We start from the raw sequence: 23,921 nt of genomic DNA, 5'->3' as shown, positions 1-23,921 counted from the left end.
AAGAAACGAGGACTCTCACATGACAATGACGATTAAAGTAAATTATCAAAAAACCTTTCAAGAAGTAGTAGAAGCAGACAAGCTTGCTACAAAATAGTAGTTATTAAGGACGATAGAGCCCTTTTTAAATACTTGCTTTAGGTGAAATATGATAGATTTTTAGTATGTGGAATCAGTATAATTAGGCTATACCAATTTTTATTCTTGACAAGTAAAAGAAACAAGTATATACTGTTTCTGCTGATTCTGAAAAGCGAGAATTAGACTATACCAATTTTAAGGGGAAAGCACAGCTAGCCTGTGTCGTATATACTATGTGTGGAATTGTTGGTGTTGTTGGAAACACAAATGCAACTGATATTTTGATTCAAGGGCTTGAAAAGCTCGAATACCGTGGTTATGATTCTGCGGGGATTTTTGTCCTAGGTAGTGCTGAAAACCATTTAGTGAAGGCGGTTGGTCGTATCGCAGAATTATCTGCTAAAACTGCTGGTGTTGAGGGAACAACTGGTATCGGACATACTCGTTGGGCGACTCACGGGAAACCAACAGAAGACAATGCTCACCCCCACCGCTCTGAGACAGGACGTTTTGTCTTGGTGCACAACGGGGTGATTGAAAACTACCTTGAAATCAAGGAAGACTACCTTGCAGGTCATCACTTCAAGGGACAAACAGATACAGAAATCGCTGTTCACTTGATTGGTAAATTTGTTGAAGAAGAAGGATTGTCAGTGCTTGAAGCTTTCAAAAAAGCTCTTCACATCATCCGTGGTTCTTATGCCTTTGCCTTGATAGACTCTGAAAATCCAGATGTCATCTACGTGGCCAAGAACAAATCACCACTCTTGATTGGTCTTGGAGAAGGCTACAATATGGTCTGTTCAGACGCCATGGCTATGATTCGTGAAACTAACCAATACATGGAAATCCATGACCAAGAGTTGGTTATCGTAAAAGCTGATAGCGTTGAAGTGCAGGACTATGATGGTAACAGCCATGAGCGTGCTAGCTACACTGCGGAGCTTGACTTGTCTGATATCGGTAAGGGAACCTATCCTTACTACATGCTCAAAGAAATTGATGAGCAACCAACAGTGATGCGTAAGTTAATCCAAGCCTACACAGATGAGGCTGGTCAAGTAGTGGTTGATCCAGCTATCATCAAGGCTGTTCAAGAGGCAGACCGCATCTATATCCTCGCAGCTGGAACATCTTACCATGCAGGATTTGCTTCTAAGAAGATGTTGGAAGAATTGACAGATACGCCAGTTGAACTTGGTATCTCCTCTGAGTGGGGGTATGGTATGCCGCTTCTCAGCAAGAAACCACTCTTCATCTTTATCAGCCAATCTGGTGAAACAGCTGATAGCCGTCAGGTTTTGGTTAAGGCCAATGAAATGGGAATTCCAAGCTTAACAGTGACAAACGTTCCAGGTTCAACTCTGTCACGTGAAGCCAACCATACTATGTTACTTCATGCAGGACCTGAAATTGCTGTAGCATCAACCAAGGCTTATACTGCGCAAATCGCAGCTCTTGCCTTCCTTGCGAAAGCGGTCGGTGAAGCAAATGGCAATGAAAAAGCCAAAGCTTTCGATTTGGTTCACGAATTGTCTATCGTGGCTCAGTCTATCGAATCAACTCTCTCAGAAAAAGAATTGATTGATAGCAAGGTTCGTGATCTTCTTGAAACAACACGTAACGCCTTTTATATCGGACGTGGTCAAGATTACTATGTAGCCATGGAAGCCAGTCTCAAACTCAAAGAGATTTCTTATATCCAATGTGAAGGTTTTGCGGCTGGAGAGCTCAAGCACGGAACTATTGCTTTGATTGAAGAAGGAACGCCTGTATTGGCCCTCTTGTCAGATCCGGTTCTTGCTAATCACACTCGCGGAAATATCCAAGAAGTGGCAGCGCGTGGCGCTAAGGTCCTCACTATCGCAGAAGAAAATGTTGCCAAAGATACAGACGACATCGTTCTTACGACCGTACACCCTTACCTCTCACCAATCTCAATGGTCGTACCAACACAATTGGTCGCTTACTTTGCAACTCTACACCGTGGACTTGATGTGGACAAACCACGTAACCTTGCTAAGTCAGTAACGGTAGAATAAACCCAAAGTTTAAATCATAAGCAAAAGTGAACAAAATAGTTTTCTGGAAATCAGAATGCTGTCTTGTTCATTTTTTTTGTATACTTAATGAAAATCTATGGCTAAACTAGTTCTCTTGTGTAGATATCTCCAAGCATCGCTTTGAGGTTCTAGATAAGAGTGACGCAGTCAGTCTGATTACACCAATTTGATATTGTAGAGAAAACGGATCAAGACCTCAGCCAAGGTAGTTCAAGTCAAGATTGAAGAGGATTGATTCATACTCTTCGAAAATCTCTTCAAACCGCGTCAACGTCGCCTTGCCGTATATATGTTACTGCCTTCGTCAGTTCTATCTACAACCTCAAAGCAGTGCTTTGAGCAACCTGCGGCTAGCTTCCTAGTTTGCTCTTTGATTTTCATTGAGTATCACTCCTTTTAAGAATTCATGAGAAATAAATCTAAAATTAAATGTTATCCCAGTTTCTATTAAAATTAGAATTCTTTTTGAAAGCTATGCTTGTGAAAGGCTGGAAAAACTATAAAAAAACTCTAAGAGCTGGACAATAAGGATCCAACTCTTAGAGGAGTGAGTGTCGTATTTTACTTGCGATATAAACGATCGTATTGGTAGTAAGGATCAAAGGTTACATTGATTCCTAGTTTGCGAAGAACATTTTTGTCTTCGTCTGTTAGGATAATCGTAGAGTGAGCTTCGCTACCCTTGAGATTTCCTAGCTCTTTCATGGCACGATCTGCATCAGGATTCTGCATAGCTGTGATTGCAAGTGCGATAAGGATTTCATTTGAATGGAGTCGAGGGTTGCGGCTGCCTAAGTGATTGATTTTCAAACCTTGGATTGGTTTTACCACTTCTGGCTCTATCAACTTAGTCTCTTTGTCAATGTTTGCTGACATCTTGATGGCATTGATCAAGGCAGCAGCAGTTGGGCCAAAGAGTTCAGAGTTTTTACCAGTAACGATTTCACCAGAAGGTAACTCAAGAGCGAGAGCTGGACCACCTGTTTCTTCTGCTTTTTGACGTGCGGCAACAGCAACCTTACGGTCAGTTGGTGTGATGCCAAGGTCGTTCATGAGTAGTTGGATTTTCTTAACGGCAGTTTCACTGACTTTTTCAGCCTTGAAATCAAGCACTGTTTGGTAGTAGCGACGGATGATTTCTTGTTTGGATGCTTCAATGGCAGCGTCGTTATCAGTGATTGCAAAACCAACCATGTTGACCCCCATGTCAGTTGGAGATGCATAAGGAGACTCACCCAAGATACGTTCCAGCATACGCTTAAGAACAGGGAAAATTTCAATGTCGCGGTTGTAGTTGACTGTGGTCTCTCCATAAGTTTGGAGATGGAATGGGTCAATCATGTTGACATCATCTAGGTCTGCTGTAGCAGCTTCATAAGCCAAGTTGACTGGATGATGAAGTGGGAGATTCCAAACTGGGAAGGTTTCAAATTTGGCATAACCAGACTTGATACCATTGATTTGGTCGTGGTACATGTTAGACATACAAGTTGCCAACTTACCTGAACCAGGCCCAGGAGCAGTCACGACAATCAAGTTACGACTAGTTTTGATATAGTCGTTTTTCCCCATACCTTCAGGAGAAATGATGTGATCCATATCTGTCGGATACCCCTTGATAGGGTAGTGGAGATAAGAGTCGATACCATTTTTCTCTAATTGATTACGGAAGGCATCAGCTGCCGGTTGGCCTGCATATTGAGTAATGACAACTGAACCAACAAAGATACCGAGTTCATTGAATTTATCGATCAAACGAAGCACTTCTTGGTCATAAGAAATGCCCAAGTCTCCACGAGCTTTTGAGTGCTCGATATTGCTAGCGTTAATAGCGATAACAACCTCAACTTGCTCCTTCAATTCTTGTAAGAGTTTGATTTTGTTATCTGGTTCATATCCAGGAAGGACACGAGCAGCGTGAAAATCTTCTAACATTTTGCCCCCAAACTCCAAGTAGAGTTTGCCGTCAAATTGGTTGATGCGCTCCAAGATATGGTCGCGTTGTAGATTTAAATATTGTTCAGAACTAAAAGCTTGTTTTTTCATTTTTTTACCTCTGATCTCTATTATATAAAAAAAATAGAAGATAAGAAACAACGGAGGTTCGAAATAAGGAAAAAGATTGAGGCAAACGCTTGCATAAAATTAAGAAAAGGTCTATGATGGAATAAAGTGAATGTTAAAAGGGGAAAAAAGATGCAAGAAAAATGGTGGCACAATGCCGTTGTTTATCAGGTCTATCCAAAAAGTTTTAAGGATAGCAATGGAGATGGGATTGGTGATTTACCTGGGATTACCAGTAAGCTAGACTATCTAGCTAAGTTAGGAATCACAGCGATCTGGCTTTCTCCAGTCTATGATAGCCCCATGGACGACAATGGTTATGATATTGCCAATTATCAAGATATCGCGGCTATCTTTGGAACCATGGAAGATATGGATGAGCTGATTGCTGAGGCTAAAAAACGAGATATCCGAATCATTATGGATTTGGTGGTCAATCATACATCAGATGAGCATGCTTGGTTTATCGAAGCTTGTGAAAATCCTGATAGTCCTGAGCGGGACTACTATATCTGGCGTGATGAACCTAACGAATTGGAGTCAATTTTCAGTGGTTCTGCCTGGCAATATGACGAAAAGGCTGGTCAATATTACCTGCACTTTTTCAGTAAGAAACAACCAGACCTTAACTGGGAAAATGAAGAACTACGCCAAAAAATCTATGAAATGATGAATTTCTGGATTGATAAAGGGATCGGTGGATTTCGTATGGACGTTATTGACATGATTGGGAAGATACCTGACCAGAAGATTGTCAACAATGGTCCTATGCTCCATCCCTATCTCAAGGAAATGAATCAGGCTACTTTCGGCGACAAAGAGCTCTTGACAGTAGGGGAGACATGGGGAGCGACACCAGAAATCGCAAAACTCTATTCAGATCCTAAAGGACAAGAACTGTCTATGGTCTTCCAGTTTGAACATATCTGTCTTCAGTATCAGGAAGGACAACCTAAGTGGCAGTACCAAAAAGAGCTAAATGTTGGGAAATTAAAAGAAATTTTCAACAAATGGCAGACAGAATTAGGAGTTGAGGATGGCTGGAATTCCCTTTTCTGGAACAACCATGACCTCCCTCGAATCGTCTCTATCTGGGGAAATGACCGAGAATACCGCGAAAAATCTGCTAAAGCGTATGCAATCTTGCTTCATCTCATGAGAGGGACTCCTTATATTTACCAAGGGGAGGAGATTGGGATGACCAATTTCCCGTTTGAAAAGCTAGATCAAGTAGAGGATATTGAATCCCTCAACTATGCGCGTGAAGCCCTTGAAAAAGGTGTTTCAATGGAAACAATCATGGATAGCATTCGTGTGATTGGACGTGACAATGCGCGTACTCCAATGCAGTGGGATGAGACAAAAAATGCTGGTTTCTCAGACGGACAACCTTGGTTGGCTGTTAATCCAAACTACGAAGCAATCAACGTTCAGGAAGCACTGGCAAACCCGGATTCTATTTTCTATACTTATCAAAAATTGGTAAACATTCGTAAGGGAAATAGCTGGTTGGTGAGAGCTGATTTTGAACTCCTTGAAACGGCTGAAAAAGTCTTTGCATACATCCGTAAAGATGGCGACCGTCGATTCCTAGTTGTGGCAAACTTGTCCAACCAAAAGCAAGAGTTCGCAGTTGAAGAATCAATCACATCTGTCTTGATTGAAAATACCTCAGTAGAAGCAGCTTTAGCTACACAGACCTTGGCTCCATGGGATGCCTTCAGTGTCGAATTAGCTAAATAAACCTAGAAACTCAAGTATCCAAAGAGGCTTGAGTTTTTTTCTAAAATAAGTGTAGAAATTTCTTTAATAAATATTAGTTTGAATTTTCTAAAAAATACCCTTAAAACCCTTGCTTTTATATAAAAATAGGGTATAATGGTGAAAAATAGTATTTTAAAGGAGAATACCTATGAAATCGAAAAAGTGGCTCGCAGTAGCAGGGATAACGATGAGCGCAACTCTTCTTTTGGCGGCTTGTGGCAAGACTGAGAAAAAAGCAGATGCTCCAACAACATTTTCGTATGTTTATGCTATTGATCCAACAACATTGGACTATAGCGTTACTAGTAAAAGTTCAACATCAGATGTCATCTCCAACCTGGTCGACGGACTCTTGGAAAATGACAAATATGGAAACTTAATTCCATCGCTTGCTGAAGACTGGTCTGTTTCACAAGATGGTTTGACTTACACATACAAGCTACGTAAAGGTGTCAAATGGTATACTTCTGAAGGAGAAGAGTATGCTGAAGTCAAGGCCCAAGACTTTGTGACTGGTTTGAAACATGCAGCTGATGGTAAATCAGATGGCCTAACACTTATCCAAGACTCCATCAAAGGATTGGCAGAGTACGTTAGCGGTGAAACGAATGACTTCTCAACAGTCGGTGTCAAAGCAGTTGATGACTATACGGTTGAGTATACCTTGAACAAACCAGAAAGCTTCTGGAATTCTAAGGTAACAACAGCAACCATGCTCCCAGTTAATGAAGAATTCTTAAATTCTCAAGGAAAAGATTACGGTGCAGCAGCGCCTTCAGGTATTCTCTACAATGGTCCTTATATTTTGAAGAACTTCACTTCGAAATCCGTGATTGAGTACGAAAAGAACCCGAATTACTGGGATAAGGACAATGTGAAGATTGACCACGTCAAGCTTACTTTCTACGACGGCTCTGACCAAGAATCATTGATTCGTAGCTTTGCGTCAGGTTCATATACGACAGCTCGCCTCTTCCCAACTAGCTCAAGCTTTGATTCAACTAAGAAAGAATACGGCGATAAGATCGTTTATAGTCCACAAGAAGCCACTAGCTATTATTTTACTTTCAACGTAAATCGTCAGTCTTACAATAAAACAGCTAAGACAGATGATGCCCAAAAAACATCAACCAAAGAAGCGCTTCTCAATAAAAACTTCCGTCAAGCCATCAACTTCGCTCTTGACCGTCATGCTTACTCTGCACAGATGAATGGCGAAGAAGGTGCAGACAAGATTATCCGTACCAGCCTTGTGCCTTATGACTATGTTCAGGTTGGTGAAAAGACCTTCGGTGAATTGGCTCAGGAACAACTGGTAACATACGGAGACCAGTGGAAAGATGTAGCTTTGACAGATGGTAAAGATACCCTTTACAATCCAACAAAAGCAAAAGCTGCCTTTGAAAAAGCAAAATCAGAATTGCAAGCTAAAGGTGTAACCTTCCCAATCCATTTGGATATTCCAGTTGAACAGACAGATGTCATTGCTGTTCAACAAACCAACTCCCTCAAACAGTCTGTCGAAGCAGCACTTGGAAGTGAAAATGTTGTCATCGATGTACTGCAAATGACTGACAATGAGAAAATGAGCATTACATCTCAAGCTAAAGTTCCTTCTCAAAAAGACTATGACTTGAATGGAACTGGTTGGGGGCCAGACTATCAAGACCCGGCAACCTACCTCAATATCCTAGATGCTAAGAAGGGTTCTGCCCTTAAACACTTGGGTATCACAAAAGGTAAAGATCCAGAAGTTATGGCTCAAGTTGGACTTGATGAGTACAAGAAACTCTTGGATGATGCAGCATCAGAAACGAGCGATCTCAACAAACGCTATGAAAAATATGCCAAAGCACAAGCATGGGTTTCAGATAGCTCACTCCTTATCCCTGTAGCATCTTCAGGTGGTTCTCCGACAGTTAGTCGTACAGTGCCATTTACAAAAGCATACTCTCAAGTTGGTATCAAGGGTGATCCATTTGTATTCAAAGGTTTAGAGTTGCAAAACGATATTGTAACCACTAAAGAATACGAAGAAGCTCTCAAGAAATGGCAAAAAGAGAAAATCGAAACAAATGCCAAATACCAAAAAGAACTAGCAAATCACGTTAAATAGTCTTTTGTAATGAATAAAGAAATCCTGTTTTAAAGCATGATTTCTTTCTTTTCTCCTTTTATTGACGAATGGACAAATAAGGATATAACTTTACTTTTAGGTCAAAATTTGATAACATAGTTATATGTTACAAAACCTAACATATAAGGAGAAATGAAACATGAAACTTAAAAAACGTTTGATTGGAGCGGGGTTGACGCTTGCTGCTGCGGTCTTGTTGACAGCGTGTGGGAAGTCAGCATCAGATGCTAAAACCTACTCGTCTACATTTGGTGCCGATCCAACAACCTTCAATTACCTTTTGGACTACTCTGGTGATAATACCGCTGTTGTAACCAACTTGGTAGATGGTTTGCTTGAAAATGACAATTATGGAAATCTCATTCCTGCTCTTGCAGAAGATTGGAGTGTTTCAAAGGATGGCTTGACTTACACTTATAAACTTCGTCAAGATGCTAAATGGTTCACGGCTGATGGGGAAGAATACGCCTTAATTAAAGCACAAGATTTCGTCACAGGTATCAAGTATGCAGCTGATAACAAGAGTCAAGCGCTTGATTTGATTCAAAACTCAATCAAGGGATTAGATGATTATGTGACAGGTGTAAATACTGACTTTTCAAATGTTGGAGTCAAAGCCTTGGATGACTATACTGTCCAATATACCTTGACACGACCAGAACCATTCTGGAACTCTAAGACTACCAATAGTATCTTGTTCCCAGTGAATGAAGAATTCTTGACTTCTAAAGGTAAAGAATTTGGAGAGTTGAAAGCAGATAGTATTCTTTATAGCGGTCCTTATTTGTTAAAAGAATTTACATCAAAATCATCACTTGAGTACAAGAAGAATCCTCATTACTATGACCAAGAAAAAGTAACGATTGAAAGAGTTAAATTGGCCTATGTTGATGGTTCTGACCAAGATATGACGATTCGTAACTTTGAAAGTGGTGCTTACTCATCTGCTGGTGTCTACCCAAATAGTTCAAACTTTGCAAAGACTAAGGAAAAATATAAGGACAACATCGTCTATAGCTTGCAGGACGCAACTTCTTGGTACTATAATTTTAACGTTAACCGCCAAGCATACAATCATACAGCTAAGACTAGCGATGAGCAAAAACAAGCGACCCAAGCTGCTATTTTAAATAAAAACTTCCGTCAAGCCATCAACTTTGCACTTGATCGTACAGCTTATTCGGCTCAGTCTAATGGAGAAGAAGCAGCTAAAAACACTCTTCGTAACACGCTTGTCCCACCAACTTTCGTGCAGGTTGGAGATAAGACCTTTGGTGAGACAGTTTCATCTAAGTTGGTAAACTACGGCACGCAGTGGTCAAATATGAATCTTGAAGATGCTCAAGATGGGTACTTCAACAAAGAGAAAGCGCAAGCTCAGTTTGCAGAGGCTAAGAAAGAATTAGAAGCTCAAGGCGTGAGTTTCCCGATTCATTTGGACTTGCCTGTAGACCAAGTTAACAAAACCTTGCTTCCAAAGATTCATTCGCTTAAACAATCTGTCGAATCAACTCTTGGGGCAGAAAATGTAGTGATTGATGTCGTTCAAATTTCAACAGAAGACTATGCCAATGCGACATTCCAAGCACCAACCACAGCTGATCATGACTATGATTTGAACTTGGATGGTTGGTCTGCAGACTACCAAGATCCATCAACTTATCTTAATCCTTTCAACGCTGAGGATGGATTCTATCTCAAGATTTTAGGACTTGATCCAAGCAAGGATACGGATAAGATTACAAGTATTGGATTGGACCAGTATACTCAAAAATTGAAAGCGGCAGATGCAGAAAATACAGACGTAGCCAAACGCTATGAAAACTATGCAGATGCACAAGCCTGGTTGATTGATAGTTCGCTATTGCTCCCTGTAAATTCAAACGGTGGTGGGGCTTCAGTGACACGTGTTACACCATTTACACGAGCTTACTCACTTGTCGGAATCAAAGGTACTGGAAGCAACTACAAGTACATGAGATTGCAAACAGAGGTAGTAACAACTACTCAATTTGACGAAGCGAAGGCTAAATGGGAACAAGAACGTAAAAATTCTGTCGAAAAGAGTCAAAAAGAATTCGAAAGTCACGTGAAATAATTTTAAGAATAGGAAACGGGGCAGAAATCTGTAGGCAAATGTCGGTGTCGTAGACTAAATGACGAACAAAAAATTATCAGCTACCACGACAAAACTTCATTAGCAATTGCCATAAAGGTCGGGATTTTTGCCCGGCCTTTTTAACATAGAAACCTCTTTTAAGTAAAGTTTTAGCCATTTTATCATTGGGATTTACTATTCTTGTTTTTAAGGTAAATAAAAACGATTACCAAGTGTATGTTGATGGTATCCAGTACCACTTTGTGATATAATTAAAATAAAAAATACTTTGTAGAGGTGTAAGTTGAGTAGACATTCAAAAGGAAGCAAAACGAGCAAGATTCAACAAAACATCAATATCATTTTGTTGTTTGTATATATAGTGCTTGCTTGTTTTTTGCTGTTTTTAATATTCAGATATCATATTTTAGCGATTAGCTATGCCAATGTCCTTATAGCGATCACTATGATCTTGATTGCGCTAATAGCCTTGTTTTTGATTTTAAAGAGAAAAGCCAAGGTATTCACCATGATTTTACTCGTGGTTCTGGTCATTGTGAACGCAGTTTCTTTGATTGGAGTTCATCAATTCGTTAGCCTAGCAAATCAACTCAATGCAACATCTAACTATTCTAGTTACTCCATCAGTGTTGCAGTTTTGGCGGATAGCGAGATTGGAAATGTCTCAGAATTATCCAGTGTGACAGCCCCAACCAAAACAGATGCAGAGAATATCAAAAAATTGCTCGATGATATTAAGGCAAGTCAGAGTAAAGACTTAACGGTTGAAGACAGTTCTTCCTATCTTGCAGCTTATAAGAGTCTCTTAGCTGGAGAGACCAAGGCAATTGTTTTGAACAGTGTCTTTGAAAATCTGATCGAACAAGAGTATCCAGACCATGCCAAAAAGATCAAGAAGATTTATACCAAAGAACTAACCAAGAGCGTTGAAGCGCCTAAAGTTTCTCAAAACAAGGCTTTTAATATCTACATCAGTGGGATTGACACATACGGACCGATTAGCTCCGTTTCTCGTTCGGATGTCAATATCATTATGACGGTCAATCAAGAGACCAAGAAAATTCTCCTGACAACAACGCCTAGGGATGCTTATGTGCCCATAGCTGATGGCGGCAATAACCAAAATGATAAATTGACCCATGCAGGTATTTATGGCGTGGATGCTTCCATTCATACCTTAGAAAATCTCTATGGAATTGATCTAAATTACTATGCACGACTCAACTTCACTTCCTTCTTGAAATTGATTGACCTCTTAGGTGGTGTCGATGTTTATAATGATCAAGACTTCACATCACTTCATGGGAACTATCACTTCCCTGTTGGGAATGTTCATCTAAACTCTGAGCAGGCTCTAGGCTTTGTTCGTGAACGTTATTCCTTAACCAATGGCGATGGAGATCGTGGGCGTAATCAGCAAAAAGTCATTGCTGCCATTATTCAAAAATTAACTTCAGCAGAAGCCTTGAAGAATTTTGATGGTATTATGCAAGGGTTGCAAGATTCTGTACAAACAAATATGCCTCCTGAAACAATGGTGAGTTTAGTGAATGCCCAACTAGCAAGTGGAGGAAAATATACTGTCATCACTCGAGATCTAAAGGGAACTGGTCGTATGGATCTTCCTTCCTATGCCATGCCTGACAGCAACCTTTATATGCTAGAGGTCGATCCAAATAGCTTGGAGACACTCAAAACAGAAATCAAAGATATCATGGAAGGGAAATAAGATGATTGATATCCATTCACACATAGTTTTTGATGTAGACGATGGCCCAAAGGATAAGGCAGAGAGTATAGCACTTCTGCAGGAAGCCTATGCCCAAGGAGTCCGTACCATCGTTTCGACCTCCCATCGTCGGAAGGGGATGTTTGAAACACCAGAGGAGGACATTGCAAGAAATTTTAAAGTTGTCAAGGAGTTAGCTAAGGAGATTGCCCCGGACTTAAGGATTTTGTATGGAGCGGAAATCTATTACAGCAGTGATGCTTTAAACAAATTAGAGAATCAACAGATTCCTCAACTAAATGGCACCCGTTATGCCTTGATAGAATTCAGCATGAATACCCCTTATCGTGAAATCCATAGCGCATTGACCAATGTTTTGATGTTGGGGATAACCCCTGTCATTGCCCATATAGAGCGTTACGATGCTTTGGAAAATAATGAAAAAAGGGTTAGAGACCTTATCAATATGGGATGCTATACACAGGTCAATAGTTCGAGTATCCTCAAACCAAAACTGTTTGGCGACACCTATAAATTCATGAAAAAGCGTGCTCGCTATTTTTTGGAGAGGGACTTGGTTCATATAGTTGCTAGTGATATGCATAATCTAGAGAGTCGTCCACCTTATATGCGAGAGGCTTATGAGATAGTGAGTAAAAGGTATGGCCAAGATAAGGCTCGGGAACTCTTTGTGGAAACCCCCGAAAAAGTCATTAAAGATCAAATAATATAGGAGTTAAAATGAAAGAACAAGATACTATTGAAATCAACGTTATTCAGTTATTAAAGGCGCTATGGAAAAAGAAACTGCTAATCCTTCTTGTAGCCATAGTAGCAGGAGCTGCTTCCTTTGCGTATAGTAGTTTTGTGGTCAAACCTGAGTATAGAAGTACAACGCGAATCTATGTGGTTAATCGAAATCAAAACGATAAAGCAGGACTGACAAATCAGGACTTACAAGCAGGGGCCTACTTGGTCAAGGACTATCGTGAAATCATTCTATCCCAAGATGTCCTAGAGAAAGTAGTTGCTGATCTTGGCTTGAACGTTAATGCAAAAGCATTGACTAAAAAGGTTCAAGTAACGGTCCCTGCAGATACACGTATCGTATCTATTTCGGTTAGCGACCATAAACCAGATGAAGCAAGTCGTATTGCAAATGCACTGCGAGAAGTTGCAGCGCAAAAAATCATCGCAGTCACTCGAGTTTCGGACGTAACGACTCTGGAGGAGGCCCGTCCAGCTACTGGACCATCATCACCAAATATCCGTCGCAATACCTTAATGGGAATCGGTGCTGGTGCAGGCTTGGTGATTGTCGTGGTTCTATTGGTTGAACTGCTAGATGATCGTGTTAAACGTCCAGAAGATATTGAAGATGTTATGAAAATTTCACTCCTTGGAGTCATTCCAGATATGGATAAATTAAAGTAAGGGAGAACTTATGGCAAAGTTAGAATTATCACAACAAAAACTAAACTCTGTAAAAAAAGCAGAAGAGTACTACAATGCTTTACGTACAAATATACAGCTGAGTGGAAATAACTTAAAGGTTATTGCAGTCACGTCAGTCGATCCTAGTGAAGGTAAATCGACAACTTCTACCAATATTGCATGGGCTTTTGCGCGTGCAGGCTACAAGACGCTATTGATTGATGCCGATATTCGAAACTCAGTCATGTCTGGTGTGTTCCAGTCAAGAGAAAAAATCACTGGTCTGACAGATTATCTGGCTGGCACCCAGGATTTATCGCATGGCCTTTGTGAGACAAATGTTGAAAATTTATTTGTGGTCCAATCCGGAGCAGTTTCACCGAATCCAACGGCTCTTTTGCAAAGTGCCAATTTTGAAAGAATGATTGAAACTTTACGTAAATATTTTGACTATATTATCGTTGATACGGCACCGATAGGAGTCGTAATCGATGCAGCCATTATTGCACAAAAATGTGATGCATCCATTTTAGTCACGGAAGCTGGTGTGGCAAAACGGAGAGAAGTGCAAAAAGCTAAAAGTCAGTTAGAACACACTGGAACATCATTTTTAGGTGTTGTTTTGAATAAATTTGATATTCAACGTGAAAGATATGGTTCTTACGGTGGCTATGGTAATTACGGAAAAAAATAAAATGAAGTTAGGGAGTCCAGTATGGAAGGAAGGGGTTTCTACAATGTAACTCTGGCATTCTTACAGAGTATACTTGTTAGTTTTTTAGCTTATATACTGATTGCAATTTCAGAAACTGATATTGTTTTAGATACAGTATTTGTCCTTTTTTTTCTTCACTTTGCAGCCTTCTACATAAGTGACTATGGTAAGGATTTTTTCAAACGAGGTCAGTATGTTGAGTTGGTAGAAACGGTCAAATACATCCTCTTTTATGCCTTGTTGATTAGCTTTTCAAGTTTCTTCTTAAAAGAGAAATTTATCATTTCTAGAAGGGGAATGATTTATCTACTTTCCTTGTATGGTGTTTTGAATTATCTACTTAGTTTCTTTGTGAAGCGTTATTGGAAAACCTTCAATCATAATTTGAAGGGTAGTCGTAATATTTTGTTGATCACAGCAACATCACGTACTGAAAAAGTATTGGACCGATTATTAACTGCTAACGATGTCCAAGGAAGATTGGTCGCTGTATCTGTCTTGGATAAGCCAGAATTCACCCATGACAAGGTCCTTGTTGTACCAAGGGAAAAATTACTAACCTATACAACGCACGAAGTAGTGGATGAAGTTTTTGTCAATCTTCCAAGTGAGGACTATGATATTGGAGCTATTATTTCTCAGTTTGAAACCATGGGAATTGCTGTCACAGTCAATCTTAATGCTTTCGATAAAAACTTAGGTCGAAATAAACAGATTCACGAAATGGCAGGTTTGAACGTAGTGACATTTTCTACAAATTTTTACAAGCCTAGTCATGTGATTGCCAAACGCATCCTTGATATTTGTGGAGCTATTGTTGGGTTGATCCTTTGTGGCATTGCTAGTCTATTTTTAGTTCCATTGATTCGTAAAGATGGCGGACCTGCAATTTTTTCACAAACTCGTGTCGGAAAAAATGGTCGTCACTTTACCTTTTATAAATTCCGCTCGATGCGAGTCGATGCTGAAGCAATCAAGGAACAGTTGATGGATCAAAATACCATGCAAGGTGGTATGTTTAAGATCGATAACGATCCTCGAGTGACTAAGATCGGACAATTTATCCGAAAAACTAGCTTGGATGAATTGCCACAATTTTGGAATGTTCTGATCGGAGATATGAGTTTAGTTGGCACACGTCCACCAACTGTAGATGAGTACGAAAAGTACACACCTGAGCAAAAACGTCGTCTCAGCTTCAAACCTGGTATTACAGGTTTGTGGCAAATTAGTGGTCGAAGTGAAATTACAAACTTCGATGAGGTTGTTAAGTTGGATGTGGCTTATATCGATGATTGGACCATCTGGAAAGATTTTGAAATATTGCTAAAAACTGTAAAAGTTGTGTTGATGAGAGATGGAGCGAAGTAAGGAATGAAAGTATGTCTAGTTGGATCTAGTGGAGGTCATTTAGCTCATTTATATTTGTTGAAACCTTTTTGGAAAGATAAAGAAAGATTTTGGGTTACTTTTGATAAGGAGGACGCTAGGAGTTTACTCTCTGAGGAAGTTTTATATCCCTGTTATTATCCAACCAACCGTAATATCAAAAATTTAGTGAGAAATACTTTTCTTGCCTATAAGATATTAAAGAAAGAGAGACCAGACGTAATTATTTCCTCTGGTGCTGCTGTCGCTGTTCCTTTCTTTTACATTGGAAAGCTTTTTGGATCAAAGACAGTTTATATAGAGGTGTTTGATAGAATCGATGCTCCGACAGTGACTGGGAAACTTGTTTATCCAGTCACTGACAGGTTCATTGTCCAATGGGAGGAAATGAAAAAAGTATACCCAAAAGCAATTAACCTAGGAGGAATATTCTAATGATTTTTGTGACTGTAGGTACACACGAACAACAATTTGATCGCTTGATCAAAGAAGTTGATCGTCTAAAAAAAGAAAATCTTATTCAAGATGAGGTCTTTATTCAGACAGGATATTCCAATTATATTCCGAAATACTGTGAGTGGGAAAAGATAATTTCTTATGAAAAAATGAATCAAATGATTGAGGAATCGGATATTATTATTACTCATGGGGGACCAGCAACGTTTATGGGGGTTATTGCTAAAGGTAAAGTTCCTATAGTTGTTCCAAGACAAAAAAAATTTGGAGAGCATGTGAATGACCATCAGATGGAATTTGTTGAGAAAGTATTAAATATCTATAATTTAACAGTCATTACAAATATAAGCAATCTTATGTCAGGTATTTCTAAAATAAATGAACAACAAGGTAAATCTTTGAAAACTAATAATAACCTATTTATGGAGAACTTTATAGATATGATTGACGATTTAATGGGGACAAGTAATGTTAAGGACGAATAAGTTTATAAATATTTGTATCAAGTTGCTATTCATATATTCGTTATGTAGTGAGTTAGTATATTCCTATTTTTCTTCATCGCTATTGCTTACGATACCAGATGTATTGCTACTAGTATCGGCTTTATTTGTTGTATTTGATTCCTATTCTTTGGGCAAGATTAAAATAAAAAATCCTCATGTCAGCATAGTCTTTTTTATTTTCTTAATACTATTTTTATTAATTAGTTTTAGTTGGGGAAATCTCAATGTATATGAATTCGTTGCAAGAATCAGATATATACTAGGAGCATTTCTAGTTTATTACATGACGAACAGTTATTTAGATGACAGAACTTTTTCATCTTTAATTGATACTGCTTACGTTTTACAGATATTTAATTTATTGTTAGTTTTATACCAGCATTTAGGATTACATTTACATCCAGATTTTACCAATGGTATTTTTGGTTTTACTAATTATGCAAACGGAATTCAAGGATTCTATTGTTTAGCTCTATGTGTTTTGTCTATTGTGTATTATTTATATGGCAAATGGGACGCTATGAAGTCGCTATTTTTGATTGCTATTTCCTGTATAATATGTGCATTGGCAGAAATAAAGATTTTTTTCGTTATTCTCATATTCTCTATTTTCCTAATTTTCATATTTCAAAAGTCAAAAAAAGTTAAAAAGTTACGTATAATTAGTGCAACTGCAGGAATATCTCTTCTTTTTTTGGTTGCCTACAAAATTATTGAAATGGTTTTACCTGATAATTTGTATACCTTTTTTAATGTTACAAAGGCATTATCCTATGAAAACAGAACGGAATTTGCAGGACGAACCAATACTATTTCCTTCTTATGGGATAACTTGTTCTATCATGATTATGTTAGTGCCATATTTGGAAAAGGTTTGGGGTCATACTCTGTTAATTATATCTATGAACTGGGTAAAATGCTTGCAGATGGTGGTTTTATTTCTGTAGTCCTTCTTTATTTATTCTTGTTATCATTATTTATAAGAGGAACTTTTACTAGAGATAAAGAGATGCAATGTGAAAGATTAATTGTATCCATAATAGCTTTTGTAGTGATGGTGAGCATTGTTGTGTGGAATAGTACGTTTACGAGGTCTACCTATATTGTGTTTTTCTTTCTTGGGTTAGGTAATGTTGCTTATAAGTCTACTAAATTAATCAGAGGAGATTTAGATGAAAATTGAAATATCAGTGGTGATACCAGTATACAATGCCGAAAAAACTATTAAAAATTGTGTTGATAGTGCCCTAAAGCAAAATTTAGAATCTCTTGAAGTGATTTTAGTGAATGATGGGTCTAACGATTCTACAGCAGAAATTTTGAACCAGTACGATAGTAATTCAAAGGTTAAGATTTTTCATCAGCTTAATAAAGGGGTATCTGCTGCTAGAAATAAGGGGTTATCTCATGCTAGTGGAGAGTATGTTTTTTTTCTAGATTCAGATGATGTTTTAGATGAAGGTATGCTTAATAAAATGTGTCAATTTGCAAAAAATAATAAAATTGATCTCTTATCTTGTTGGCATAAAGAACCTGCTACAACTCAATACGGTGGAAACGAGAACAAGTCAACTTCATTTATTGCACGTACAAGAGAAGAAATAGGTGCTCATTTTGTTGATATCTTTCCGAGAAGTGTTTGTGCTAAACTGTTTCTTCGTAAAGTAATTGAAGAAAATAATATTACTTTTTCGACTGAGATGTCACTCGGTGAAGATATGTCATTTGTGTATCAATACTTAATGGTTTCTAAAAGTATTGGAGTTGTTGATGGGGTGTATTATAATATTCAAAATGTAAATCCGCAGTCGTTATCTAAGCGCTATGTGCAGAACATTGAAAATTCCCTGATAATTCAGAACCAGATATGGAATCAACTGTTGGAAGTTTATCCTAAAATTGAGGAGAACTACTATAAGCAACATATGGATTTTAGATTTTACCTTGCTAGCTTGTATGTAAATAATTTATTTAAATTTGATTCTCCGTATTCACCAAAAGAAAAACTAGACCAAATTACTCAACAATTAAAAAGGTATAGATTATTTTTAGATGAAAAAGTAAGCAAAGAAAAGATGCCTAAAAATATAAATGAGATGATTGTTTTTTATTTGCTAAAATTAAAAATTCCAGTGTTGATCTATTCTTTTTACTTATTTAAAGAGTGGTGGAAGAGAAGAAAATTTAAAAATGAAGGATAAATAAGTTATGGAAGATTTGGTAAGCATTGTTGTTCCAGTCTATAACGTGGAAAATTATTTAAAAAAATCAATTGAAAGTATTTTAAATCAGACTTATAAAAATATCGAGATTTTATTGGTTGATGACGGAAGTACAGATAGTAGTGGGCAAATTTGTGATTCATTTAGTAAAGTTGATCCTAGAATAAGAGTATTTCATAAAGCAAATGGAGGTTTATCAGATGCTCGGAATTTTGGGATTAAGCAAATGGAAGGGCGATATGTAGCATTTATTGATAGCGATGATTACATATCTAAGGACTATGTCTGGAAGTTATATTCTTCTATAAAGAATAATGATTCCGAGGTATCGATTTGTTCTTTTTCGTTAGTTGATGAAAAAGGGGAAAAAATAAAAGATGAGCTATTGGATTCTGGAGAAGAATGCTTGTCCGGTAAACAAATATTAGAAAAAGTATTAACAGCAGATGGCTATCGCTATGTGGTTGCGTGGAATAAGCTTTATCGTTCAACTTTATTTGAAAAGTTTCAATTTAAAATAGGCAAGTTATATGAAGATGAATTTCTAAATTATCCTCTTTTTTGGGAATGCCAAAAGGTATCAATTGTTGAGGAACCATTATATTTATATGTTCAACGAGAAGGAAGTATAGTCCAAAGTAATATGACTTTAGAGAAAATAAAAATGAAGGATGAGATGCATACTTCACGTATTGAGTTTTATTCAGATAAGGGGCATTCCTTTTTGCACGAAAAAGCGTGTCAACAGTATTGTAATTGGATCGTTACAACGACTACCAATCACAGAAATGTTTTGAATCCTACTTTTGCAAAGTATTTACAGAGACAGTTTAGAAAGTTTGCTAAGTATACACAAAACAATGATGCGAGACTAATTGTGCAGAATATTTTAGGATTTATAGATATTCGTTTAGCAGCTTATGTGAAATCAAAAGTAATGTAGAGTATAGGAAACATAATGATAGAAAAAATTTTAGATTCTATAAAAAATCATTCTTTTTATAGTAAATTGAAGAATAAAATTCATAGAATCATTCCACTATATATTATAAATAATCAAAATATAGCTTTTCAACAAGACACAGATACAGCATACAGAAAGCTAAAGCAACAGTTTAGCTATATTTCGTTGACTGAAAATGAGCTTAAATCTCAAATGGAATTTTCAAATAAAGTTTGGATTTGTTGGTTTCAGGGAGAAGAGTATGCTCCAGAGTTAATTAAAACATGTATTCAATCAATGAGGACTCAACTTCAAGGAAGAGAAATCATTGTATTGACAGAAGAAAATATAAGTGATTATACGGAGATTCCAGACTATATTATTGAGAAATACAAAAAAGGATGGATTTCTCGTGCGCATTACTCTGATATCCTTCGGATAGAGCTCCTATGCCGCCATGGTGGATTATGGGTGGATGCAACTGTGTTGAATACTGGAGGAGATTTTACAAATCTTGAATTACCCCTTTTTGTATATAAATCGTTAGATTTATCACGGAAGGATTCCCAAGCCATTGTTGCGTCAAGTTGGTTAATTTCAGCTTATAGTGATCATCCTATATTACTGTATACGAGAAAACTTCTCTGGGAATATTGGAAGAGAAATAATAGTTTATGTAATTATTTTTTATTTCACATATTCTTTACAATTGCTACGGAACATTATCCAGCAGAATGGGCAGCTGTCCCTACCTTTAATAATCATTCTCCTCACACACTTCACTTTGAGTTAAATAATCAATTTTCGGAAAAACGATGGGAACAAATAAAAAATATATCAGTGTTTCATAAATTAAACCATCACCTTGATTATTCTAGTGGTGTGGATACCTTTTATAAGTTTATAATATCTTCGAAAGTTGAGACAAATGAGTAATAAGATTAGTAAAAATTTAGCTTATAATATGGGATATCAGTTGATTGGTATTGCTGTTCCTTTAATAACTTCTCCCTATTTATCACGAGTATTAGGTGCTGAAAATCTAGGTATTCATTCTTTTACGATGTCAGTTGCACTTTACTTTATGATGTTCATGCTTCTGGGAATTGCAAATTACGGAAATAGAACAATTGCGACTGTTAAACGAGAAGGAGAAGATACTCTATCAAAAACATTTTGGAGTATCTATTCTATCCAGTTAATAATGTCTATTCTGGTCACTATAGCTTATATTGCTTATCTATATTTTGGGGCAGTACATTACAAGGTTATTGCAATATTACAACTCTTTTTATTGTTGTCAAATGCTGTTGATATTACTTGGTTTTTCTATGGATTAGAAAATTTTAAACAAATCGTTTTTAGGAACACATTAGTTAAACTTTTAGGATTATTTTTAATTTTTTTATGTGTACGTCAAAGTACAGATTTATGGAAGTATACATTTATAAATGGGTCAGTGACTTTAGTTGGTCAACTTTTACTATGGGGAAAATTAAAAGGAATATTGTCTTGGAAAAAGATTCAATTGAAGGAATTATTACCTCATATTAAACCAATTTTAATTCTTTTTATTCCTGTACTAGCCATTAGTATTTTTACTAATATGGATAAATATATGCTTGGTTTAATGGTTGATGTAAGGCAGGTTGGATTTTATGACAATGCAGGTAGAATTATTGAAATTCCTAAAGCTTTGATTGCGGCCTTAGGGGCTGTGATGTTGCCGAGAACTTCCTATTTACTAGCAGAAGGACAAGAAGAAAAGAGTAAATACTACATAGAAGTAACAATTTTATACGTGATGATTATTTCTAGTGTATTGATGTTTGGACTAATATCGGTTTCTGATATTTTTTCTATTATATTTTGGGGAGAAGAATTTCTTGAATCAGGTAGATTAATTGCGGCTATGTCTCCAGCTGTTGTTTTTTCTGTTTTAGGAAATATTATTAGAACTCAGTATTTGATTCCTAGAGCTAAGGATAAAGATTATGTGGCATCTCTAATTGCAGGAGCCGTTGTAAATCTAGTGCTAAACTGTTTTTTTATAAAACCTTTTGGAGCAATGGGAGCTACAGTAAGTACAGTGTTGGCAGAATTTGTATTGTCTGGAATGCAATTTTGGTCAGTGAGAAGAGATTTAGATTTAAAAAGATATTTGAAAAACGGTTTGATATTCTACCTATTCGGTCTAGTTATGTACCTGGTTATTATGGTAGTCAAAACTCATTTACCATACAATATAATGAGTCTTATTTTCCTAATTGTTTTGGGTGGAATAGTATATGTTGTTTTTTGTTGCTGCTATATTTTAATGTCAAGAAACTTACATTTTAAGTTATTGAGGGAAAAAATCAAACGAAAGATTGGATATGAAAAGATATTATAAATTATTTTTAAAAAGATTAATGTTTTACCCATTTAGTTGGTTACCTCTAAATAAAAGAAAGCTGGTATTTGACAACTTTGGTGGTCGAGGATATGGGGACAATCCAAAGTATATTGCTGATGAACTATTAAAGCAGGATAAGAATCTTGATATAGTTTGGTTAACAAAGGATATGAGTACTTCTGTACCTGATGGGATTAGAAAGGTACGATATGGAAGTTGGAGAGCTTTTTTGGAGTGTAGTACAGCTAAAGTTTGGGTTGATAATATCAGAAATTCTGATCGTCCTTGGAAAAGAAAAAAGCAAATCTACTTACAGACTTGGCATGGTTCTTATGGAGTGAAACTAGTTGAGCAGGACGTAGAATCAACACTTTCAAAATCCTATCTCATAATGGCAAAATACGATGGTAAGATATCTGATGGAATCATTTCTAGTTGCCAATTGCAAACAGAACAGTTTAAAAAATCATTTTGGCTAAATGATAATGTTGATGTTTTGGAATATGGTTTACCAAGAAATGATGATTTCTTTCATAGTGAGAAAATAACCCACTTAAACCAAATCGTTAGAGATAGATATAGTATCTCTTTAGATGAACTAGTTGTTTTATATATGCCTACTTTTAGGGATGATGGATCAACAAAAGCGTATAATCTTGATTATGATAAGGTAATCAATTCGTTTCAAAAATTCTATAATAAAAAAGTTAGAGTGTTGATTCGTTTTCATCCAAATGTTGATAATACATTTTTTAAAAATGATGATGAAAGATTGATTAATGTGACAGACTATCCGGATCCTCAGGATTTGATGTTTGCAGCTGATATTATGATTTCAGACTATTCATCAGCACCGACCGATTTCATGCTGTTAAATAGAGTCATATTTTTGTATATGCCAGATTATGAAGAGTATACAAAATTAAGACCTCTAAATCAGGATTTTAATAATCTTCCATTTATTAAATGTTATACAAATCTTGAATTAGTTGAACAAATTTCTAGATTTTCAAAAATTGATTATTATAAATGTGTCAATGACTATAAGTTAAAGAATAGACAATTTGATGACGGAAATGCTGCAATGAAGAGTGCAGAGTGGATAGTAAATCAATTATAAAGAAATTAAAAATGAGAAATATGGTATGCTAAAGTACGATTACTAAAATTTTTGATTTGCTCCATTATTGGGATATTAATTTATTAAAAAAGTAAAGCAGTTGGGTGACTATTCAATTGTTGTTTCAAGTGATGAGTTCAATTTAGAAGAAAAGAATAAAGTATGCTACTTTAATTATGAACATAGAGAAATAAGTTGAAACGATACGATATGTAGATCTAGTTATATCTGAAACTAGTTGGTAACAAAAAATCAAATGTAAAAGAGTATCATAGTGTACATGTTTGAGTTTGATTGGGTGGTGAAAAAAGATAATCTGAAAATTACGGCAAAAACTTCGTCTTCACGATGCAAAATCTTGCTAAAACTCATAAAACCTTGACAGTTGTAAATGATCAACATGGTCGACCAACCTGGACGCGTACCTTGGCCGAGTTCATGACTTTCCTAGCTGAAAATCGCAAGGAATTTGGTTATTATCATTTGTCAAATGATGCGACGGAAGACACAACTTGGTATGACTTTGCAGTTGAAATTTTGAAGGATACAGATGTCGAAGTCAAGCCAGTGGACTCAAGCCAATTTCCTGCCAAAGCTAAACGTCCACTAAACTCAACAATGAGCCTTGCAAAAGCCAAAGCTACTGGGTTTGTCATCCCAACTTGGCGAGATGCCTTGAAAGAATTTTACAAACAAGACCTTAAAAAATAGCCTTACTGGAGGCCAAAATGTATACAGAAAGAGAGAGCAGAGAGATTCTCTTTCTTTTTTTGTTTACTCATAT

General features: G+C 36.9%; 18 protein-coding genes and 2 pseudogenes. 19 read left to right on the top strand and 1 reads right to left on the bottom strand.

The features are described from left to right. Nucleotides 1-314 precede the first annotated feature (314 nt). Nucleotides 315-2,123, top strand: coding sequence for a glutamine--fructose-6-phosphate transaminase (isomerizing) (glmS, locus tag HMPREF2619_RS06970; protein WP_070460327.1), 1,809 nt, complete (start codon nt 315-317; stop codon nt 2,121-2,123). A gap of 582 nt (nt 2,124-2,705) precedes the next feature. Here the strand turns inward: glmS and HMPREF2619_RS06965 are convergent. Then, nucleotides 2,706-4,190: a DUF1846 domain-containing protein gene (locus HMPREF2619_RS06965; protein WP_070460325.1), complete on the bottom strand. Its 1,485-nt coding sequence runs from the start codon at nt 4,188-4,190 to the stop codon at nt 2,706-2,708. A gap of 150 nt (nt 4,191-4,340) precedes the next feature. Here HMPREF2619_RS06965 and HMPREF2619_RS06960 point away from each other — a divergent pair, with 150 nt between their 5' ends. The 18 genes and pseudogenes from HMPREF2619_RS06960 to HMPREF2619_RS06880 form a co-directional block, all read left to right on the top strand. Continuing rightward, entirely contained in the window at nt 4,341-5,951 is a 1,611-nt protein-coding gene (locus HMPREF2619_RS06960; protein ID WP_070460323.1) for a glycoside hydrolase family 13 protein, read from the top strand. A gap of 169 nt (nt 5,952-6,120) precedes the next feature. Continuing rightward, nucleotides 6,121-8,088 carry a peptide ABC transporter substrate-binding protein gene (locus tag HMPREF2619_RS06955; protein ID WP_070460321.1) on the top strand — a complete coding sequence of 656 codons (1,968 nt, stop codon included), beginning with the start codon at nt 6,121-6,123 and terminating at the stop codon, nt 8,086-8,088. 160 nt (nt 8,089-8,248) lie between these two features. Next, entirely contained in the window at nt 8,249-10,207 is a 1,959-nt protein-coding gene (locus tag HMPREF2619_RS06950; protein ID WP_070460319.1) for a peptide ABC transporter substrate-binding protein, read from the top strand. Between the two features lie 304 nt (nt 10,208-10,511). Then, nucleotides 10,512-11,957, top strand: a complete 1,446-nt coding sequence (locus HMPREF2619_RS06945; protein WP_070460317.1) for an LCP family glycopolymer transferase CpsA — start codon at nt 10,512-10,514, stop codon at nt 11,955-11,957. Nucleotide 11,958: 1 nt separating this feature from the next. Then, nucleotides 11,959-12,690: a capsular polysaccharide biosynthesis protein Cps4B gene (gene cps4B, locus HMPREF2619_RS06940; protein ID WP_070460315.1), complete on the top strand. Its 732-nt coding sequence runs from the start codon at nt 11,959-11,961 to the stop codon at nt 12,688-12,690. 8 nt (nt 12,691-12,698) lie between these two features. Then, a complete protein-coding gene (locus HMPREF2619_RS06935; RefSeq protein ID WP_070460314.1) occupies nt 12,699-13,391 on the top strand; it encodes a CspC family polysaccharide chain length determinant protein in 693 nt (230 codons plus the stop codon). Between the two features lie 10 nt (nt 13,392-13,401). Continuing rightward, nucleotides 13,402-14,085, top strand: a complete 684-nt coding sequence (locus HMPREF2619_RS06930; protein WP_070460311.1) for a tyrosine-protein kinase — start codon at nt 13,402-13,404, stop codon at nt 14,083-14,085. Between the two features lie 21 nt (nt 14,086-14,106). Next, nucleotides 14,107-15,477 (top strand): sugar transferase, encoded by a 1,371-nt coding sequence (locus tag HMPREF2619_RS06925; RefSeq protein WP_070460309.1) that lies wholly within the window; start codon nt 14,107-14,109, stop codon nt 15,475-15,477. A gap of 3 nt (nt 15,478-15,480) precedes the next feature. Then, nucleotides 15,481-15,930 carry a PssD/Cps14F family polysaccharide biosynthesis glycosyltransferase gene (gene pssD, locus HMPREF2619_RS11190; protein WP_070460308.1) on the top strand — a complete coding sequence of 150 codons (450 nt, stop codon included), beginning with the start codon at nt 15,481-15,483 and terminating at the stop codon, nt 15,928-15,930. Next, nucleotides 15,930-16,436 (top strand): glycosyltransferase, encoded by a 507-nt coding sequence (locus tag HMPREF2619_RS06915; RefSeq protein WP_070460306.1) that lies wholly within the window; start codon nt 15,930-15,932, stop codon nt 16,434-16,436. Before pssD ends, HMPREF2619_RS06915 begins: the two co-directional genes overlap by 1 nt. Before the next feature lie 148 nt (nt 16,437-16,584). After that, complete coding sequence (locus HMPREF2619_RS06910) at nt 16,585-17,640, top strand: beta-carotene 15,15'-monooxygenase (protein WP_261673724.1); 1,056 nt, start codon at nt 16,585-16,587, stop codon at nt 17,638-17,640. Then, the gene (locus HMPREF2619_RS06905) at nt 17,630-18,658 is read left to right on the top strand and encodes a glycosyltransferase family 2 protein (protein WP_070460302.1); all 1,029 of its coding nucleotides are present in this window, start codon (nt 17,630-17,632) and stop codon (nt 18,656-18,658) included. The genes HMPREF2619_RS06910 and HMPREF2619_RS06905 overlap by 11 nt, the downstream gene beginning before the upstream one ends. A gap of 7 nt (nt 18,659-18,665) precedes the next feature. After that, on the top strand, nt 18,666-19,622 hold the full coding sequence (locus HMPREF2619_RS06900; protein ID WP_070460300.1) for a glycosyltransferase family 2 protein: 957 nt from the start codon (nt 18,666-18,668) through the stop codon (nt 19,620-19,622). Nucleotides 19,623-19,637: 15 nt separating this feature from the next. After that, the gene (locus HMPREF2619_RS06895) at nt 19,638-20,558 is read left to right on the top strand and encodes a capsular polysaccharide synthesis protein (RefSeq protein WP_070460298.1); all 921 of its coding nucleotides are present in this window, start codon (nt 19,638-19,640) and stop codon (nt 20,556-20,558) included. Next, nucleotides 20,551-22,014 carry a flippase gene (locus HMPREF2619_RS06890; RefSeq protein ID WP_070460296.1) on the top strand — a complete coding sequence of 488 codons (1,464 nt, stop codon included), beginning with the start codon at nt 20,551-20,553 and terminating at the stop codon, nt 22,012-22,014. The genes HMPREF2619_RS06895 and HMPREF2619_RS06890 overlap by 8 nt, the downstream gene beginning before the upstream one ends. Then, nucleotides 21,998-23,137: a CDP-glycerol glycerophosphotransferase family protein gene (locus HMPREF2619_RS06885; protein WP_070460293.1), complete on the top strand. Its 1,140-nt coding sequence runs from the start codon at nt 21,998-22,000 to the stop codon at nt 23,135-23,137. Before HMPREF2619_RS06890 ends, HMPREF2619_RS06885 begins: the two co-directional genes overlap by 17 nt. A gap of 38 nt (nt 23,138-23,175) precedes the next feature. After that, nucleotides 23,176-23,410, top strand: a pseudogene (locus HMPREF2619_RS11600) (adenylyltransferase/cytidyltransferase family protein); the annotation flags it as partial. Nucleotides 23,411-23,458: 48 nt separating this feature from the next. Next, nucleotides 23,459-23,848: pseudogene (locus HMPREF2619_RS06880) on the top strand (sugar nucleotide-binding protein); the annotation flags it as partial. Nucleotides 23,849-23,921 lie beyond the last annotated feature (73 nt).

The sequence above is a fragment of the Streptococcus sp. HMSC074B11 genome, from assembly GCF_001808705.1.
Classification (GTDB): domain Bacteria; phylum Bacillota; class Bacilli; order Lactobacillales; family Streptococcaceae; genus Streptococcus.
This window is presented reverse-complemented; position numbering and strand designations above follow the sequence as displayed.

Coding starts and splice junctions, on each gene's coding strand:
- HMPREF2619_RS06935 (WP_070460314.1), top strand. CDS start 12,699: ATGAAAGAACAAGATACTATTGAAATCAACGTTATTCAGTTATTAAAG.
- HMPREF2619_RS06950 (WP_070460319.1), top strand. CDS start 8,249: ATGAAACTTAAAAAACGTTTGATTGGAGCGGGGTTGACGCTTGCTGCT.
- HMPREF2619_RS06890 (WP_070460296.1), top strand. CDS start 20,551: ATGAGTAATAAGATTAGTAAAAATTTAGCTTATAATATGGGATATCAG.
- HMPREF2619_RS06930 (WP_070460311.1), top strand. CDS start 13,402: ATGGCAAAGTTAGAATTATCACAACAAAAACTAAACTCTGTAAAAAAA.
- pssD (WP_070460308.1), top strand. CDS start 15,481: ATGAAAGTATGTCTAGTTGGATCTAGTGGAGGTCATTTAGCTCATTTA.
- HMPREF2619_RS06965 (WP_070460325.1), bottom strand. CDS start 4,190: ATGAAAAAACAAGCTTTTAGTTCTGAACAATATTTAAATCTACAACGC.
- HMPREF2619_RS06925 (WP_070460309.1), top strand. CDS start 14,107: ATGGAAGGAAGGGGTTTCTACAATGTAACTCTGGCATTCTTACAGAGT.
- HMPREF2619_RS06900 (WP_070460300.1), top strand. CDS start 18,666: ATGGAAGATTTGGTAAGCATTGTTGTTCCAGTCTATAACGTGGAAAAT.
- glmS (WP_070460327.1), top strand. CDS start 315: ATGTGTGGAATTGTTGGTGTTGTTGGAAACACAAATGCAACTGATATT.
- HMPREF2619_RS06885 (WP_070460293.1), top strand. CDS start 21,998: ATGAAAAGATATTATAAATTATTTTTAAAAAGATTAATGTTTTACCCA.
- HMPREF2619_RS06905 (WP_070460302.1), top strand. CDS start 17,630: ATGAAAATTGAAATATCAGTGGTGATACCAGTATACAATGCCGAAAAA.
- HMPREF2619_RS06895 (WP_070460298.1), top strand. CDS start 19,638: ATGATAGAAAAAATTTTAGATTCTATAAAAAATCATTCTTTTTATAGT.
- HMPREF2619_RS06960 (WP_070460323.1), top strand. CDS start 4,341: ATGCAAGAAAAATGGTGGCACAATGCCGTTGTTTATCAGGTCTATCCA.
- cps4B (WP_070460315.1), top strand. CDS start 11,959: ATGATTGATATCCATTCACACATAGTTTTTGATGTAGACGATGGCCCA.
- HMPREF2619_RS06955 (WP_070460321.1), top strand. CDS start 6,121: ATGAAATCGAAAAAGTGGCTCGCAGTAGCAGGGATAACGATGAGCGCA.
- HMPREF2619_RS06915 (WP_070460306.1), top strand. CDS start 15,930: ATGATTTTTGTGACTGTAGGTACACACGAACAACAATTTGATCGCTTG.